General features: G+C 40.2%; 23 protein-coding genes and 3 pseudogenes. 21 read left to right on the top strand and 5 right to left on the bottom strand.

The window, feature by feature from the left end; genetic code table 11:
• Nucleotides 1-43: 43 nt before the first annotated feature.
• Both BKL49_RS04580 and BKL49_RS04575 read right to left on the bottom strand, forming a co-directional pair.
• A complete protein-coding gene (locus BKL49_RS04580; protein WP_077423437.1) occupies nt 44-871 on the bottom strand; it encodes a GPO family capsid scaffolding protein in 828 nt (275 codons plus the stop codon).
• Between the two features lie 58 nt (nt 872-929).
• Nucleotides 930-1,526, bottom strand: a complete 597-nt coding sequence (locus BKL49_RS04575; protein WP_077423436.1) for a KilA-N domain-containing protein — start codon at nt 1,524-1,526, stop codon at nt 930-932.
• Nucleotides 1,527-1,811: 285 nt separating this feature from the next.
• Here BKL49_RS04575 and BKL49_RS04570 point away from each other — a divergent pair.
• The 3 genes and pseudogenes from BKL49_RS04570 (at nt 1,812) to BKL49_RS12140 (ending at nt 4,167) form a co-directional block, all read left to right on the top strand.
• A pseudogene (locus BKL49_RS04570) lies at nt 1,812-3,577 on the top strand (terminase large subunit domain-containing protein).
• Between the two features lie 9 nt (nt 3,578-3,586).
• Nucleotides 3,587-3,865: pseudogene (locus BKL49_RS04565) on the top strand (phage portal protein); the annotation flags it as partial.
• Nucleotides 3,826-4,167: a hypothetical protein gene (locus BKL49_RS12140; protein ID WP_143530807.1), complete on the top strand. Its 342-nt coding sequence runs from the start codon at nt 3,826-3,828 to the stop codon at nt 4,165-4,167. The pseudogene BKL49_RS04565 and the gene BKL49_RS12140, both read left to right, overlap by 40 nt.
• A 128-nt stretch (nt 4,168-4,295) precedes the next feature.
• Here the strand turns inward: BKL49_RS12140 and BKL49_RS04560 are convergent, their stop codons facing one another.
• Entirely contained in the window at nt 4,296-5,114 is an 819-nt protein-coding gene (locus tag BKL49_RS04560; protein WP_077423435.1) for a hypothetical protein, read from the bottom strand.
• A 241-nt stretch (nt 5,115-5,355) separates the two neighbouring features.
• On the opposite strand from BKL49_RS04560, the gene BKL49_RS04555 reads away from it, so the two are divergent.
• The 11 genes and pseudogenes from BKL49_RS04555 to BKL49_RS04510 all read left to right on the top strand — a co-directional run bounded on the left by BKL49_RS04555 (nt 5,356) and on the right by BKL49_RS04510 (nt 10,854).
• On the top strand, nt 5,356-5,538 hold the full coding sequence (locus tag BKL49_RS04555; RefSeq protein ID WP_077423434.1) for a hypothetical protein: 183 nt from the start codon (nt 5,356-5,358) through the stop codon (nt 5,536-5,538).
• Between the two features lie 35 nt (nt 5,539-5,573).
• Nucleotides 5,574-6,020, top strand: a complete 447-nt coding sequence (locus BKL49_RS12475; RefSeq protein WP_208607798.1) for a DUF1902 domain-containing protein — start codon at nt 5,574-5,576, stop codon at nt 6,018-6,020.
• Between the two features lies 1 nt (nt 6,021).
• On the top strand, nt 6,022-6,219 hold the full coding sequence (locus BKL49_RS04545; protein WP_077423432.1) for a type II toxin-antitoxin system HicA family toxin: 198 nt from the start codon (nt 6,022-6,024) through the stop codon (nt 6,217-6,219).
• A 303-nt stretch (nt 6,220-6,522) separates the two neighbouring features.
• Nucleotides 6,523-7,185, top strand: coding sequence for a P22AR C-terminal domain-containing protein (locus BKL49_RS04540; protein ID WP_077423431.1), 663 nt, complete (start codon nt 6,523-6,525; stop codon nt 7,183-7,185).
• 99 nt (nt 7,186-7,284) lie between these two features.
• Nucleotides 7,285-8,025, top strand: a complete 741-nt coding sequence (locus tag BKL49_RS04535; protein WP_077423430.1) for a DNA-methyltransferase — start codon at nt 7,285-7,287, stop codon at nt 8,023-8,025.
• Between the two features lie 9 nt (nt 8,026-8,034).
• The gene (locus BKL49_RS04530) at nt 8,035-8,370 is read left to right on the top strand and encodes a hypothetical protein (protein WP_077423429.1); all 336 of its coding nucleotides are present in this window, start codon (nt 8,035-8,037) and stop codon (nt 8,368-8,370) included.
• The gene (locus BKL49_RS12305; protein WP_158074782.1) at nt 8,367-8,540 is read left to right on the top strand and encodes a hypothetical protein; all 174 of its coding nucleotides are present in this window, start codon (nt 8,367-8,369) and stop codon (nt 8,538-8,540) included. The genes BKL49_RS04530 and BKL49_RS12305 overlap by 4 nt, the downstream gene beginning before the upstream one ends.
• Before the next feature lie 116 nt (nt 8,541-8,656).
• Entirely contained in the window at nt 8,657-9,436 is a 780-nt protein-coding gene (gene bet / locus BKL49_RS04525) for a phage recombination protein Bet (protein ID WP_077423428.1), read from the top strand.
• Nucleotides 9,433-10,044 (top strand): lambda exonuclease family protein, encoded by a 612-nt coding sequence (locus BKL49_RS04520; RefSeq protein ID WP_077423427.1) that lies wholly within the window; start codon nt 9,433-9,435, stop codon nt 10,042-10,044. The genes bet and BKL49_RS04520 overlap by 4 nt, the downstream gene beginning before the upstream one ends.
• A gap of 48 nt (nt 10,045-10,092) precedes the next feature.
• Nucleotides 10,093-10,536 (top strand): annotated as a pseudogene (locus BKL49_RS04515) (hypothetical protein).
• A gap of 18 nt (nt 10,537-10,554) precedes the next feature.
• Nucleotides 10,555-10,854, top strand: a complete 300-nt coding sequence (locus BKL49_RS04510) for a hypothetical protein (RefSeq protein ID WP_077423426.1) — start codon at nt 10,555-10,557, stop codon at nt 10,852-10,854.
• 12 nt (nt 10,855-10,866) lie between these two features.
• On the opposite strand, the gene BKL49_RS04505 is transcribed toward BKL49_RS04510, so the two are convergent.
• The gene (locus tag BKL49_RS04505) at nt 10,867-11,307 is read right to left on the bottom strand and encodes a hypothetical protein (RefSeq protein WP_077423425.1); all 441 of its coding nucleotides are present in this window, start codon (nt 11,305-11,307) and stop codon (nt 10,867-10,869) included.
• 333 nt (nt 11,308-11,640) lie between these two features.
• Between BKL49_RS04505 and BKL49_RS04500 the strand changes: the two genes are divergently transcribed.
• The 5 genes from BKL49_RS04500 to BKL49_RS12300 all read left to right on the top strand — a co-directional run bounded on the left by BKL49_RS04500 (nt 11,641) and on the right by BKL49_RS12300 (nt 13,227).
• Nucleotides 11,641-11,871, top strand: a complete 231-nt coding sequence (locus BKL49_RS04500; RefSeq protein ID WP_077423424.1) for a hypothetical protein — start codon at nt 11,641-11,643, stop codon at nt 11,869-11,871.
• A gap of 3 nt (nt 11,872-11,874) precedes the next feature.
• The gene (locus tag BKL49_RS04495; RefSeq protein ID WP_077423423.1) at nt 11,875-12,582 is read left to right on the top strand and encodes a phage antirepressor KilAC domain-containing protein; all 708 of its coding nucleotides are present in this window, start codon (nt 11,875-11,877) and stop codon (nt 12,580-12,582) included.
• A 61-nt stretch (nt 12,583-12,643) separates the two neighbouring features.
• Complete coding sequence (locus BKL49_RS04490) at nt 12,644-12,841, top strand: hypothetical protein (RefSeq protein WP_077423422.1); 198 nt, start codon at nt 12,644-12,646, stop codon at nt 12,839-12,841.
• Nucleotides 12,842-12,851: 10 nt separating this feature from the next.
• Nucleotides 12,852-13,064: a hypothetical protein gene (locus BKL49_RS04485; RefSeq protein WP_077423421.1), complete on the top strand. Its 213-nt coding sequence runs from the start codon at nt 12,852-12,854 to the stop codon at nt 13,062-13,064.
• Nucleotides 13,057-13,227 carry a hypothetical protein gene (locus BKL49_RS12300; protein WP_158074781.1) on the top strand — a complete coding sequence of 57 codons (171 nt, stop codon included), beginning with the start codon at nt 13,057-13,059 and terminating at the stop codon, nt 13,225-13,227. The genes BKL49_RS04485 and BKL49_RS12300 overlap by 8 nt, the downstream gene beginning before the upstream one ends.
• A 101-nt stretch (nt 13,228-13,328) precedes the next feature.
• Here BKL49_RS12300 and BKL49_RS04480 read toward each other — a convergent pair whose 3' ends face one another.
• Complete coding sequence (locus BKL49_RS04480) at nt 13,329-14,042, bottom strand: helix-turn-helix domain-containing protein (protein ID WP_077423420.1); 714 nt, start codon at nt 14,040-14,042, stop codon at nt 13,329-13,331.
• Nucleotides 14,043-14,251: 209 nt separating this feature from the next.
• Here BKL49_RS04480 and BKL49_RS04475 point away from each other — a divergent pair, with 209 nt between their 5' ends.
• Together BKL49_RS04475 and BKL49_RS04470 are read left to right on the top strand one after the other, a co-directional pair.
• On the top strand, nt 14,252-14,473 hold the full coding sequence (locus BKL49_RS04475) for a helix-turn-helix domain-containing protein (RefSeq protein WP_077423419.1): 222 nt from the start codon (nt 14,252-14,254) through the stop codon (nt 14,471-14,473).
• Between the two features lie 16 nt (nt 14,474-14,489).
• Nucleotides 14,490-16,448 carry a Mu transposase C-terminal domain-containing protein gene (locus tag BKL49_RS04470; protein WP_077423418.1) on the top strand — a complete coding sequence of 653 codons (1,959 nt, stop codon included), beginning with the start codon at nt 14,490-14,492 and terminating at the stop codon, nt 16,446-16,448.
• Nucleotides 16,449-16,453: the final 5 nt, after the last annotated feature.

The raw sequence follows: 16,453 nt of genomic DNA, 5'->3' as shown, positions 1-16,453 counted from the left end.
AGTAAGTGGTTCGGTTCATTTTAAAATGGGGGGTATCGCTTATTTAGAAAAAACGACCGTCAGCGTTTTGGCTTTCCCCTGCCACAATCGGGCGTGGGGTGTAATTTGTTGCAGGTTGTTTTTCAAGCTCGGCAAATTTGCTGTGGATTTTTTCATTTTCCGCTTTCAATTCGGCAAATTCGCTTTCACGTTTGGCTAAATCTTCTGAAAGTGCGGTCAATTTTTCTTGCGTTTTTTGTACCTGTTCGCCAAGCAGTTCTAATGCTGCTTGATGATCGGCAAAGCGTTCATCATCGGATTTTTCTTTACTTGCAAACAAGGTTTGGAGTTTAGCAAAGATGGATAAACCTTTTTCTTTTACTTCTTCAAACTCTAATTGCGTTTCAATCGCTGCGGTGAAAAGGTTTTCGGGTTTTTCTTTGCGGTTTGAAAGGGGATTGGCAGCCGCACCGGCAGAAAATTTCAACATTTCAGTGCCGAGGCTTGCCGGATTGTCTGTCACCGCTAAACCGACTAAATAAGCCTCGCCGGTGTCGGCAAAATTCGGATCACATTCAATGGACGTGTAGATTTTTTGGCGGTCTTTATTGAGTTTGATTAAATCTTCCGTTGGGTCGATTTGTGCCAATAATTGCAATTTGCCTTCTTCGTTTTCTTCGGTTTTTAATGCCAAAACATCGCCATAGCATTTTGAATGGGGTTCGCCTTTCCAAAGCATACTGAATTTGATGTGTTCAAGATTGATCCGTGCGCCGTATTTTTTCGGGTTGTAATTTGCCGCCATTTGCTCAATCCAAGCGCGATTGATGGTGCGGCCGTCTGTGGTTGCACCTTCTGTTGCAACGATAAACCATTTTGATTTTTTCGGCATTGTCTTTCCTATTTGAGTGAGTTCAATCATTGCGCCCATTCTGGAAGACTTTTCACACCTATGCGAGAGCTTGCCATTGTTGAGGATTATCTGTTTTAAGATTATCCAATAGTTTTTTGATGAATGGTTTATTGGCTTTATAAATCCGTTTGTATTCCGTGACATTGCCGTAAATATTCGGGCTGATTGAAGAATCCAACAAGGCTAATGGCTTGTAAAGGCGTTCAAGTAAAAAACGCATTTTTTCGTGGCTGAAGAGTAACCAAACAAGCTGATGTATCTCTTGTTGAGAGAAAGATTGTGTGTACGTGGGTTCCGGTGTTAAGAGTTGATTTTGTTGTGGCTCAATTTGATTTAAAAACGCTCGGAGTACAGTAAGGTGAAATGTAGGGCTGATCCACGCAGCGTAAGCGATAACGAGTTCTTTGCAAGCGTATGTACCGCCAGTTGTACCTCGTAAGGTTTTAATTGCGCAGATCGGCGCATTTAAATTTTCAGTCTCAATTTCATTAATGAGATCTTTTGTAGTTTCAAGACGAATAAACTGATTTGGGCGGTGTTTTGAATTGTTTCCACTGATAGCGTGGAGATCATTTAAAGAGTAAAGATTATCAAGAGTATGAATTGAAGTGTTGAGAATGGTTAAATTTGACATTTGAACATTTCCTTTTGAGAGAAATCCCGATATTCGGGCGGTCGGCAGCTCAAAACCTGTGTTCAATCAGGCGGAATTATTTCCCTTGCGGGTGTTTTATTCTTCGCACTGCCGACCATTGAAAAAAAATATTTATTTTTGACCGCACTTTTTTGCGGATACAAAAAAATCACGCTGACGGGGTGAATTACCGTTGAACATAAGGCTTTTGAGACCTTGAAGCAAATCCTACCCTTGAAATAGGCGTATGTCAAGAACTAGAATTTAACAGATTGAGATTTGTATATGGATAAACTGGAACATAATCAAGAAACCACGGCAGACACCAAACGCCAAGCGCAAGTGATGTATTTTAGCGGTTATAAAATCGCTGAAATTGCGCGCCAACTTAACATTCCAACTTCTACTATTTCCAGTTGGAAAGAGCGCGAAAAATGGGACGATTTTGCACCGGTCGGGCGTGTCGAACTAACACTTGAAAGCCGTTTGAATTTGCTCATTCTGAAAGAAAATAAGAGCGGGGCAGATTACAAAGAAATTGATTTACTCGGTCGCCAAATGGAACGTATGGCACGAGTGAAAAAATATTCCTTTGGCGAAGGCAATGAAGTGGATTTAAACCCGAAACTTGCCAATCGCAACAAAGGCGAACGCAAGAAAGCCGAGCCAAATGCAATTAGCCAAGAACAAGAAGAATTGTTGATTAATGGCTTTCTTGAAGGAATGTTTGATTATCAACGGGTGTGGCATAGAGCCAAGCAACATCGCATTCGCAATATTTTGAAAAGTCGTCAGATTGGGGCGACTTATTATTTTGCCCACGAAGCCTTTGTGGATGCCTTAACAACCGGTCATAACCAAATTTTTATTTCCGCCAGTAAAAAGCAGGCATTGCAATTTCGCTCTTATATCGTCAATTATGCCAAACAAACCGCCGATGTGGATTTGAAAGGAGAAACGATCAAACTGCCAAATGGGGCAGAGTTGATTTTTCTGGGGACGAATTCCGCTACGGCGCAATCCTACCACGGCAATTTGTATTTTGACGAAATCTTTTGGGTGCCAAAATTTGATGTGATGCGCAAAGTGGCAAGCGGTATGGCGGCGCAAAAGATGTATCGCCAAACCTATTTTTCTACGCCCACAACCATTGCCCACCCTGCCTATGCGTTCTTTTCCGGCAAAGCCTTTAATCGCAACCGTGCAAAAACTGAAAAGGTTGATATTGATATTTCTCACGAAAATTTACGTGCCGGCAAGCTCTGTGCTGATCGCCAATGGAAACAAATTGTGAGCATTTACGATGCAATGGAAGGTGGGTGCAATCTGTTTAATATTGATGATTTGATTGCGGAAAATAGCAAGGAAGAATTTGAGCAGTTATTTTTATGTCAATTTGCCGATGATAACAGTGCCGCCTTTAAATTTGCCGATTTGCAGTTATGTCAGGTGGATAGCCTTGAGGAATGGGAAGATTACAAGCCATTTTGGGCGCGTCCCTTTGGCAATCGTGAGGTGTGGTTGGGCTATGATCCTGCCTTTACCGGCGACCGTGCCGCCTTGCCCTTGTCGCCCCGCCAAAAGTAGAAGGCGGGGATTATCGGGTGCTGCATTGGCAAACCTTTCACGGAATGGATTATGAAACCCAAGCAGGGCGGATTAAGCAATTTTGTGATGATTACAACGTCACCCGCATTGTGATTGATAAAACGGAAATGGGGTCGGGCGTGTATCAAGAGGTAAGAAAATTTTACCCAATGGCACAAGGGCTGGACTATAACGCAGAGCTAAAAAACGAAATGGTGCTAAAAACCCAAAACCTTATTCAGAAACGCCGCCTGAAATTTGACGGCAAAGAAATTATCACCAGTTTTATGACCGTGAAAAAACGCACCACCGGCACGAGCAGAATTACTTACGTTTCCGACCGTTCGGAAGAAGCAAGCCACGGCGATTTATCGTGGGCGATTATGAACTGCATTTTAAATGTACCTTACGGCTTTGGCGCTGATATTGCCGGCAATCAAGCCACGATTTTTACTTTTGAATAGGACAAATAAATGAAAAAATCACGTAAAAAAATGACCGCACTTTCTCATCCAAAAGCGGAAGCCTTTAGTTTTGGCGAACCCATTCCGGTGCTTGACCGGGCGGAAATCCTCAATTACTTTGAGCCGGTGGCGATGTATCAAAAATATTATTATCCACCCATTAATTTGACTTATCTCGCCAAGGCGATTAATGCGTCATCTCATCATCAAAGTGCGATCACCGTGAAGAAAAATATTTTACTTTCTACTTGCAAAACGACCGCACTTTTGCCCCGTACCCAGTTCGATATGGAAGCCTAGCTGATTGCATAGACAATGCAATAAAAGATATTCAAAAAATACAAAAAGTATTTTGGATTGACGAAGATACGGAAATATATGCCGGACATACAGTAGAAGAGATTGTTCACGAATTCTTTGATGAGCAAGATCGTGAAAGAATTTTAAAAGAAAAAATGTATGGTGAGATTGATTTAAATCAGAAATTCATCGTAAGAGATGAGTATTCGGGTATCGGTATAGAAAAAACAGCTAAAGAGTTAATTGATGAAACAGTAACTTTTCCTGATTTAATACTAACCGTTTACTAATAACGCCTTATTAGATTATTCGCCCACTGTAACAGGTTGGCTTTTTTATGGAGAAAATTATAATGATCATTATTTCAACAATCACAATCATTTTTGCATTAATATTGATTTTTACATTTAAAAGATAGCTATTTCTTTATCAATTTAATTATCTTTATTAGATAATCAGGAGAAATGATTAAATTATCCCTACTATCTATTTGATGATTTATTTTTTCAAATTTTGAAAAACTTTTAAGAATATCTTGACATAAAGTCTCATCATTTTTTCTTAATGCCAGATTTAAAGCTAATACACGATGTTCAATAGCTGTTAGTTCATCATTCCAATATTTTATTTCTTGTAAATTATCTTTGTATAATCGCAAAAAGAAATAAGCAAAAGTTTCGATAAGCAGCACAAAAGATAACCTAGGTAAGAAATTAGAAATAAAATCTAACGTATCCTTAGGTGAAAAATTAAAAGAATGAGCCAGATAAAGTAATACAAGCGCACCTGTTAAGCTAAATACAATACCTAATAACAAGTTAATTATAGATTTCTTTTCCTGCTGCTTGATAGCACTCAGAATTCGAGATGTTGTCCATTGTGTTTTATATTCAGCATATGTTTGCAATTTTTCTTCTTCTGTTTCTTCCATTGCTTCTTCCATATTATCAACAATATCTAATATTGATTTACCAGAAATAACGTGTTCGTCATCGCTATAGTCATTGGGGGATAAATAAGAAATAAATAACATAAGTAATACAGCGACACTAATAATGATTACAAAAACATTAATGCCTTTAATCCATTCTTGTATTTTTGTTTCTGGAATACCGTAGATTTCACTGAAAATAACAAGCCCCCCAACTAAACATACAAGAACAGCTAAAAAACCCTGGAAGAATTTAATCACCTTATTATGGTTTTGTTTAACACAATTTAAAATAAAACTAAACATAGTCACCTCAAATTAAGTAAAAAAATTATGCAACACTTTTTGTCGCCCTTTTTACTTGTGATCGCAAAGCAAGTGTACCACGTTGGCGAGCGTGGATAAATAAGTCGCAGAAATATTGACACCCACCGCCCTTTGTTCTAAACTACTCCCACTTTCAACAGAAAGTCGTTAATTAAAAAATAGAATAATACGCAGTGGCTTACAGTAATGTAGGCTTTTTTTATATTGAGCGGAAAATAGAATGAAATCAATATTCACAGCACAATTTGGACAATTCCCGTTACGATTTATCTTAAAAAATGACGAATTATTTTTTTCTAAATCAGATTTAACCACCATTTTTTATGATTTTTTCCCAACATCACATCGTTATTTTGTAGATGAAAAGGTATTCCAAATGTCATCGGTGATAAACACGATATAACCTCTGGAATTATAGGGCAATCTGAAATTGGTGCAGTGATTCATTTTCACGCTGTAGGCAACTTAGTTACCTCTTATAGCGAATTAACCGATGTTGAGAGTGATGTCTTACGCAATGCGGCATATCAAGTACGAACCTTTTCACACTGGTACATAAAAGCCTTATCCAAAGCGGGTGAATATTTTGGCAGAACCATAGAGGATTTATTTATGTCAGTAAAAAATCGATTAGATCGTATCAATCCCCCTTATCTTGTAGAAGTGATGTACGATGTTGAAGACAATGTCCCGTCTTGGATTGGAACTTGCGATAAGTTACGCCTTGTTACAGAGGGCAGAACTTACGAAGAACTCCAAGAACGTGTTTGGGAAATTGCCCCTGAAATGCACGAATTACAAGGGTACGGTAAAGAAAGCGATAATATCCGAATTTCGTTTATTCAAACAGAAAGTCACACAGAACATCAACGCTTGGAGATGTAAAATGGGAAGTGGCTACTACGATCGGCTCATCAAAGTGTTAAAACAGCAAGGTTGCTATTTATATAGACAAGGAAAAGGCAGCCACGAAATTTGGTTTAGTCCCCTAGTTAATGACACCTTTCCTGTGGCTTATACTATCAAAAATAGACATACCGCCAATGGGATTTTAAAACAAGCAGGAATTGATTTTAAATTCTAGTTTACAAATAAAAATAACCGCTCTATAATTCAAACACTTCCACACGGAAGTCGGGATTGGTCTCCTGAAATATCTCAAAGGGCGGATGATAGCACGCCTCAAAGCGTGTTTTTTTATATCTGCAAAACAGCAAATCAACCTTTTTCAGAAATTTCTGAAAAAGTTCTCTATGGTGAGCTGAATGGAAGTCCGAAAGGACGCCGTGAACCTTTGAGAGCGGTAAGACCAATTCCGTTCAGTTCACCACCAATGATTGGTCTCTGCGGTGGTGAGTGTTAAAGCTTATCTCAAAGGACGATCAAAATGACTAATATCATTTCTGCCGATTACAATGGTACTCAAGTTTTCTTCCAAGATGACGCATTTCTTAATGCAACTGCAATCGCCGCTCATTTCAACAAAAAACCGATTGACTGGTTACGTTTACCAAGCACAGAAGAATATATCAATGCTCTTTGTGAAAAAGCCGAAGTGAGAAAATCCCACTTCGTAAAAACAATCAAAGGTGGTAAAGATTTATCTCAACAAGGCACTTGGCTACGCCGCAGATTGGCAGTTGCTTTCGCCCGTTGGCTAAATGTTGAATTTGCTATTTGGTGCGACGAACAAATCGAAAAAATCTTGATTAGTAAAAATCAACCGAAACAGCTTGCTTTGCCCGAACCTGAAAAGAAATTCACGTTTGAATTTACCGAACACGAGCTTCAGTTATTACCGTGGATATGGTTTATCGCTCTGCGCGGCACGGAAACCTGCCGAATGATTTACCCAGCAATGGAAACGATCGGTTCAAATTTTTCCGGTGCAATTTACGGGCAAGCCTATGAATATAGACACACCATTCGGGAAGTTCACAAGCTCCTGAAACGCCTCACGGCTGATTTTCAATACGACTATGAGAGTAATTGGCGGGTGCTAAAACACATCTCAACAATTACGACCCAAAATCCAATAACTACCAAGTAATTTAAAACTTAACCAAAACCGACCGCACTTTTCCCTGTGAAAATCGTGTGGCGGTTGTCTGCACCCTAAATTCAGTAAATCGACTAAAAAGGAAACAAAATGAAAACCGAATTATTTAACGATCATTTCCAAAATTACAAACGCTACCACATCCCTAAGGCGCAACTTGTGATTGCTGACATCCCCTACAACCTAGGCAATAACGCCTATGCCTCAAGCCCTGAATGGTATGTAGATGGCAATAATAAAAACGGTGAAAGCGACAAAGCCAACAGCAGCTTTTTTGACACCGACAAGGATTTTCGCATTGCCGAATTTATGCACTTTTGCTCAAAAATGCTGATTAAAGAACCCAAAGAGCGGGGGAAAGCGCCTTGTATGATTGTGTTTTGCGCATTCCAGCAAATCCCAATGGTCATTGATTATGCCAAACAGCACGGTTTTGAAAATCACATCCCTTCGGTTTTTATCAAATCATCATCACCACAAGTGCTAAAAGCCAATATGAAAGTGGTCGGTGCAACGGAATATGCCTTGATTTTATACCGTGACAAACTGCCTAAATTTAACAACAACGGCAAGATGATCAAAAACTGGTTCCAGTGGGAAAAAGATAACAGAAAAGAAATCCCCAAACTACACCCAACCCAAAAGCCGGTCGCAGTCTTAAAGCGTCTTATTGAAATCTTTACTGATGAAGGAGATGTTGTGATTGATCCGGTTGCAGGAAGCGCCTCCACACTTCGCGCCGCTCGCGAACTCAACCGCCCTTCTTATGGTTTTGAAATTAAAAAAGATAGCTGCAAAACAGCAAAAGAACAAATGCTCAATATCCAATAAGGAAACAAAATGAAACCAAAACGCGCTAAAAACGCTTTCTTCCAAGAAAAAAATAGCTTCACAGACTTTCTAAAAGGTACTGCCGGTTGGCTTGCCGTAGGCGCATTACTGGCTGTGATGATTTTAATCGCTTTTCGTCCTGCCTACGCTAACCCGACAGACTGGCACAATCACGAGCTCAGCGAACAAATCAGCCATGAAACCCGCTGTGAACTGAAAGGCGGTGTATATGAAAACGGACTTTGTTTACCGCCTAATTTAACCCCACAAGTGGAACAGGAACTCCTCCACTACACCGCACAGAAACAAGCAGAAATTGACCTCACTTTAGGAGTGAAAAAATGAACCCTCACCTTGCCACAGCCCATCAAGAACACTTAGACAGCCTTGCTGCTTGGGATTTAGCTCTTGAGGAACAAAAGGAAAATATCGATAAGGATTTAAAAGATTCCGGTAAAGAAAGTGATTATTTTGATGAACTCACCGAATTACTGGGTACTGATGATAACTTTTAGCTCGCTATTGGTAGCGATGCGAATTATAACGAACTGAGAGATAAGGCAATAGAAAAACTTGCCACCGATTTTCTCAAATCCCAAGAAAATGAATACTATCCTGATTGAGGTGAAAAATGACAACCGCACTCCAAACTTTAACCCATAAACTTGCCGAGCGTTTTGAAATGGGATCAAGTGAAAACCTTGCCCAAACCTTAACGGCAACTGCATTTAAAGGGCAAAACGTTACCGCCGACCAAATGACAGCCCTTTTGGTCGTAGCCAATCAATATGAGCTGAACCCTTGGACAAATGAAATCTACGCCTTTCCTGCAAAGGGTGGAGGGATTATCCCAATTGTTGGCGTGGATGGCTGGTACGCCATCATCAATAAACATCCTCAATTTGACGGTATCGAATTTGAACAAGATAACGAAAGTTGCACTTGCAAAATCTACCGCAAAGATCGCCAACGCCCCACTATCGTCACCGAATATTTGGACGAATGTAAGCGTAATACTGACCCGTGGAATAAATACCCAAAACGTATGCTCCGTCACAAAGCAGCTATTCAATGTGCAAGGGTTGCGTTCAGTCTTTCCGGAATTTACGAACCGGACGAAGCAGAGCGTATTACTGAAAACCAACAAACTGAAAATCAAAAAAACGTACCGCCTACCCAAAAATCTGCAACGAGTGGTGATAGTTCACATCAGGATTATGAAATGTTGGTTTCTGCCCTTGAAAATATTGCCCCTCAAGGTGTTGAAGCCTTTCAGAAACACTGGACGGCATTGACAAAAGAACAACGTCAAATTATCGGGGCCGCAGAGCTTGCACGGGTTAAAGCGCTTGCCGAGCAATATCAACAAGGCACAATGCAAGATGCGCAATATACGGAGGCAAGCCAATGATTGAGCAAGGTAGCCCGGAATGGTTTGAGCAGCGCAAAGGTAAAGTAACCGCTTCACGCATTGCCGACCTAATGGCAAAAACAAAAAGCGGTTATTCCACCTCTCGCCAAAACTATTTAATGCAACTCCTTTGTGAGCGACTGACCGGAAAAGTGGTTGAAAGCTATAAATCGGATGCAATGCAACGAGGTAATGAGCTTGAGGGGGAGGCTCGCAACCGATACCAAATCGAAACGGGAGAAATTGTTGAACAAATCAGCTTTATCGACCACCCAACCATTAATTTTGCCGGCGCAAGCCCCGATGGTTTAGTGGGTAAAGACGGGTTAATTGAAATCAAATGCCCTAATACGGCTACCCATATTGACACGCTCCGAACGAAAAAGCCCGCCGACCGCTGCTACAAGCAAATGCAGTGGCAAATGGCGTGTACCGGGCGAGCGTGGTGTGATTTTATTAGCTTTGACGACAGACTTCCGGAACATTTGAGTTACTTCTGCACACGTATCCCCCGAGATGAACAAGCAATTATAGAAATTGAAACTGAAGTCATTGCTTTTCTTACCGAGTTAGAAAACACGCAAAATGAGCTTTCGGAAAAGCCTTAATTATCACAACGCCCACCTCACCGTGGGCTTTTTTATAGGTAAACAAAAATGATGAAAAAATATGAACTATTGAAAGACGATACCAAAGAATATTTGGGCAGAACGTTATACCGCATTAAAGCATTAATCTCTTTTGGTGCGGTAGTCGCCGGTGAGCTTGGCGGCTATATCGAAGCTGAGAAAAATTTAGATCAATCCGGCAACGCTTGGGTATATGACGACGCTCGGGTATATGGCGACGCTGAGGTTAGATCTTGCGCCATTGTTTCCGAGCGAAAAATGATTTTCTGGGCGAGTAATGTTGGGTCAGAAAACGGTACGCTTACGGTATTTAACGGTGAAGACGGGTTAATCGTTACAAGAGGATGTTTTACAGGCACGACAGAGTAGTTTTTAGCGAAATCAGCAGAAGTACACGATGAGAAAACCAAACGGGAATATCAACTGTTAATTGAAGTAGCGAAGAGTCGAATTTTAGGAGCAGATCAATGAACGAAATCCATATCAGCATTGCTTATTCTTTTTTTTGCTGAATTGTTTGGTAAATACATACACGACAATTTTAATCTCAGAAAACCTAATAGGCTGAGAGCAATTGAACAAGTTAAAAAATACTGGCTACTTTTAGACAGCGAACAACGAGCGTTTGTCATTGGGCAGGCAACCCAACAAGCCCGTTATTATGACGAATTTAGCAACTTATTAACGTGGATAACGGAACACAGAAATCAACACCAGCCCACAGCAAAACCACTCAACAACCTTTTGGAATTGCCAGTGGTTAATCCTAAGCAGCATAAACATCGCTAAAGTGCGGTGGGCTCATTTAGAAATCAATTGTTCTATATAAGTTCTAACAAACACCGCGTTACTCACATCAACTCGTTTTAGCTGTTCAGTGTTTGGCTTACCTTCTGGAAAATACAAATATGGGCATGTGATATAATGTATATCATATCTATCTTTGTATTCATTTATCGCATCGTGAGTTCCACCAAATGTCCGACAAGCTGTAATGATGACATCACATTTTTCTTGAATAAGTTTTTCAAGATTTTTAGAAACGGTATCTCCATCATCTCCACCTGCTGCAATACCTAACTTAATGCCATTATAGTCAAGGCATACAACACGATCTATTGAATTGGCTTCACTGAAATCACTCATTTCAAATGTTTCAGAAAAACAATCAATAAGCTGGTTTAATGCACTCGTTTTACCATTATTGCTAGCGCCATAAAAACCAATGATGAATTTGTTCATAAAATCCTCTTTGTAGAAGTGTTAAATTAAAAGTTTGGTCACTGATAATCTTATCACCGAGCAAAGAGGATTTCATTATGGAAATAACATTGACACCCACCGCCCTTTCGGATTAAGATAACCGCACTATCAAAACGTAAGTCGGTTATCCGCTCCGACAAATTAGCGGTTTTTTTGTACCTAAATTTTAGGTAGAAATGATCATATTTGTTATGGTCGGGTCGAGAGAGCCTAATAAAATACCGAAAGGAAATAAGCTCCGCCGATCTTACGTTTGGTAGTTGAAGCCCGACCGCTCAAGGTCATTACTAACTAAAAACGTAAGGTACAAAAATGTCAAATTCTCATACTTCTTCTCAAATTTCCCCATACGATAAACTCACCATTTCAGCCGAACAACTAAGAGCAATTCTTGCGTTATTAACTGAAAATGGTTGCAGTATCAACGATGGGTTTAATCTACCTCATCGCTTTATCATTAATTCACTTGAATTAGCCGAAGAAATTGCCGATGAAATTCAATCTTTAATCCCTCAAGCCCTCTCTACCCGACAAGGAGAATAAGAAATGACAAACTTAATTACATTAACTCAAAACAACGAAATGACAATGAGCAGTCGTGAGATTGCGGAGCTTTGCGAGAAAGAACATAGAGGTGTATTGCGTGATATTGACAATATGCTAAATGGACTTGAAATTCAACCTGCACAATTTTGTGCAGATTACAAAGATAGCAAGGGGAGAACATATCGTTGTTACAATTTGCCTAAAGATTTAACCATTACCTTAATTGCAGGCTATAAGGTTAAGCTTCGCAAACGCATTATTGATCGCTGGCAAGAGCTTGAAAATCAAATCCGCCAACCAGTAGATCCAATGCAAATGCTTAATGATCCACAAGCCTTGCGCGGATTACTTGGCAACTATGCAGAAAAAGTGATTACCTTAGAACATAAAGTAGAAGAAATGCAGCCGACAGTCGCCGCCTACTATCGCATAACAAAATCAGAGGGATCGCTCAATTTAACCGAAACGGCGAAAGTGCTACAAATGCCACCAAAGCAATTTATCGCTTGGCTTTCTGCTCAAAAGTGGATTTATAAACGGGCAGGCGGTAAAACTTGGATCGCTTATCAGGAAAAAATCCAACAAGGATTACTAGAACATAAAACCCACACTGCAATCAGAGAAGATGGCACAGAAAAAATTTGCGATCAAGTTCTCGTAACAGCAAAAGGTATCGCTAAAGCCTCTAAGCTATTGCAACTACACTAAAACAATAGATTAATTTAATAACCGCCCACAGAAATGTAGGCGGTTTTTTATTGGAGGAAAAATGTCACAAGAATTACAAATTATAAACGGCAAACGATATATCGTACTTGAATGTAAATACATTTGGAGTGTAGTCGAAGAAACTTATAAAACAGTAACAGAAGAGCAAGCATTAGAAATCGTCCAGCATTATCTAAAATACAAAAATATGAAACTGGAACAGCTAAAAGTTGTTGAAGTGCCGGATATTTTGAAGTGACGAGGAAAATATGGAACAAACACTAACTATTGCTGAAGTAGCCAAGCTATTAAAGATGAGCTATGGATATGTTTTCAGCAAAAGAAAACTGTGGGGATTTTTTCAAATGGAAGGATCGAGAGTCTGGCGGGTGTTTGAATCAGATCTTGCTAAATACAGAAAAAAATCACAGAATGTGAGCCGACAGGATACTCAGTATGGGGTAGTGACAATATTTGCATAGAGAAAAAGAAAAAATTTGGCTCGAAAAAATTGGCTTGAGGCTTGTGTGGTGGGGCTTGGGCGGTTTTGGTGGGGGATTTTATGCAAAAAATGAAAATGGTGGGGATTGGTTGAAAATGGGCGGAAATTGGTTTTTTATTTGCATAAAAGTTGGCGGTATTTAGGCGATTTTTAAACAGTTTTTAAAATACGTTTTAAGGAGCTTTAAATTGTGAATAGTAGGCTGGGTTATCCAGCCTTTTTTATTGGTTTTAAATCTATAAGGTTAAAAATTACGATATCCTCTCACAAGTTGTCCGATAACACGTAATTTGTCGGCTTCTTCATTGGTAATTTTTATGGGGCGGTATGCGGTGTTATCACTTAACAATTCAATCCCCTCATAGGTAAATTGCACTTTTTTCACTAACATTGCACCACCGTGATTTAGGACAAAAATTTTACCCTCTTGTAATTGGCGTTTTGAGCGATCTACAATAATCTCTTCACCATCCCTTAAAGTTGGTTCCATGCTTTCACCCTTGACTGTAAACATTGCACAGTCTTTAGATTTAATCCCAGTTCTTTGAAACCAAGAGCTTTCAACCATTATGTAAGCGGGTTCATATTGTTCTTCGTTTTCAGAACCCAACCCAGCAGAAACTCTAACGTCTCTAAAGTCATCAATAGGTTCATAATAATCGGGATTAACTTGATTGAAATCAGCAAAGCCATTTTCTTTTATTGCATGTTTTTCGGCTGAATCATGTAAATTGCTTTTTATCGCTTGTATTCCATCTCTAAATCCTAAAGACATTTGGGTTAGCTTTGGTAGACTTGATATATGATATTCAAACCCTCCACCTTTTACACCTTTAGCCTCCCTAGTTATCCAATTTTCATTTTTAGCTTTCCTTGTAATGTTTGTCGCATGAGAAGGAAGACCATTTAGCCCCTCTAATTCTTTAGCAGTAAACCAGACCTTATCAGATGATTTCATAAAGCACCTTTCTTAATCAAAATGGGATAAAAATATTCAAATGATTAAGTTAAACAAAATCAATGATTTAAGCAATCACTCAAAAGATTTTGTAAAAAATTGTTAAATCACCTATTGATTAAGAAAATGATTTAATATATATTTCAAATCGTAGGTGATTAAGTACTTAATCAAGTAGTTAAACGACTAGTTTTTAAGGATCGCACAAAATGAAAGAAAAAGGAAGAACTAATGATATGCATAGAGCAGACATTAGAGCTGAATTGATTAAAAAAGGGATTTCATTAGCTCAATTAGGGATTCAGCATGGATTAGCAAAAACAACATTGAGAAATGCTTTTGATAAACGTTATCCAAAAGGTGAAAAAATTATTGCTGATGCGCTAGGAAAAGAACCAAAAGATATATGGCCTAGCAGATATCTAGATTAAATAAGGATGAGCTGTTATGAAATTATGGTTTAGTGCAAAAGAATTAGTTGGCATTGGAGGATTATCTAAACATCCAAGCAATGTAAATAGACAAGCTAGAAAAGAAAAATGGCAATCTCAACCATTAAAAGGGGTTAAAGGCGGTGGTGTTGAATATGCCCTATCGTCCCTGCCACAGGCGGTACAAGATGAAATCCGCAATAAATTTGCGACCGCTGTCGTGAAATCCAAACCCAGAGCCCCACTCGCTCTTCGCCAAGTTGAGTTAAAAACCTTAACAGCAAAACAGCGTGAGGCGGCAGACGCAAGGATGGCGTTGGTGGTGAAAGTGTTGGAACTTGAACAAGCACAGCCCCGTTATAAAGCCGTTAAGTTTTTATGTGAACAAATTAAACACGGCGAGGTGTCGGCGGAGTTGATGAAGTTGGTGGAGCTTGCCAATAACAAGAAAGGTAAAAATCGTACGCTTTCCGACCGCACTTTAAATCAGTGGGTGTTGGATTATGAGAAAGCGGATACGCCGGAAGCACGCTTGAAAGCCCTTGCACCGATGAAGCGAATGGCGAAAAAAGCGGAAGAGATTTGGTGGTTGCCGGATTTTTTGGCGGTATATCGCCAAACTAACGGCATTAATGTGGCGGAAGCCTATCACTATTTCTCGGCGCAATGGGATGAGCGATTTGCAGATGAACCGCTACGTCTTGCAATGAAACCGAGCCTCGACCAAGTGCGGTCGGCGTTGGCGAAATTACCCCGCCATATTAAAGAGATTGGACGTAAAACCGGCTCTGAATTACGCGCCCTTAACACTTATGTAAAACGCGATTGGAGCGTGTTATTGGTAAATGATGTGTGGGTGGGTGATGGACACAGTATGAAGATGAAAGTGGCACATCCTATTCACGGTCGCCCCTTTATTCCGGAGGTCACGTTGATTATGGATACCGCCTGCCGCTTTATTGTAGGGTGGTCGGCTAGTTTAGCCGAAAACGTGTTAGCGGTGGCAGATGCGCTACGACACGGGATTGAACGCTACGGCATACCGGCGGTTTATTACTCCGATAACGGGGGAGGTGAAAAGAACTGGATGTTGGATGCGGATATTACCGGGATGTTGCCCCGCTTGGGGATTAATCACCAAACCGGGATACCGGGCAACCCACAAGGGCGTGGGATTATCGAACGGGTACATCAGACGATTTTGTATCGTGTTGCACGTCAGTTTGATACTTATCACGGTTCAGGGGCTGACCGAGACACGGTGCGTCAAGTAAGCACTGCCGTGGTATCGCTAGATAAAGCCAAACGCAAAGGTGTAACGGAGCTGACCCCAAAACAAAAATGGGCGGTGGGTAAATTGCCGAGTTGGAATGCGTTTTTGAGTGCCGTGCAAGAAGGCATTGATTGGTATAACAACGAACACGTTCATCGTGAAATCGGGATGACCCCGGCATCCAAACGCCGTCAGTTGATGGCGAAAATGAAAGCAGAGGACTTGGTATTCATCACGCCGGTTGAAGCAAGGGATTTATTCCGCCCGAGCGTGTTACGCACCGCACAACGTGGTTGGTTACAGTTATTTAACAATGATTATTTCAACACGAAGTTGTTAGATGTGGATGGGCAAAAAGTGCAGGTGATGTTTGATATTCACGACCCGTCAAAAGTGATAGTACGCAAGCAAGACGGTGGTTTTGTGTGTTATGCCGAATTAGACGGCAACAAGCGTGATGCGTTCCCACTTCCGTTTATTGAACAAACCCGCAGAACACGTATGAAAGGACGTTTGAAACGTGAGATGGAGAAAGTCGATGAAATCAATGCGGAATTGAATCCGGTTGTAACGATTGAACATCAACCGAGCTTTGAATTATTACGAACGAAAGCCAAACCGAAAAAAGAGCTTACACCGATTTTCTTGACGAAAGCCGAAAAAGAGGCGTGGGAACAACGAAAAAAGTTAGTGAATGAATAAGGGGA

The organism is Rodentibacter myodis (assembly GCF_001999305.1).
In the GTDB taxonomy this organism is placed as follows: Bacteria; Pseudomonadota; Gammaproteobacteria; order Enterobacterales; family Pasteurellaceae; genus Rodentibacter; species Rodentibacter myodis.
This window is presented reverse-complemented; position numbering and strand designations above follow the sequence as displayed.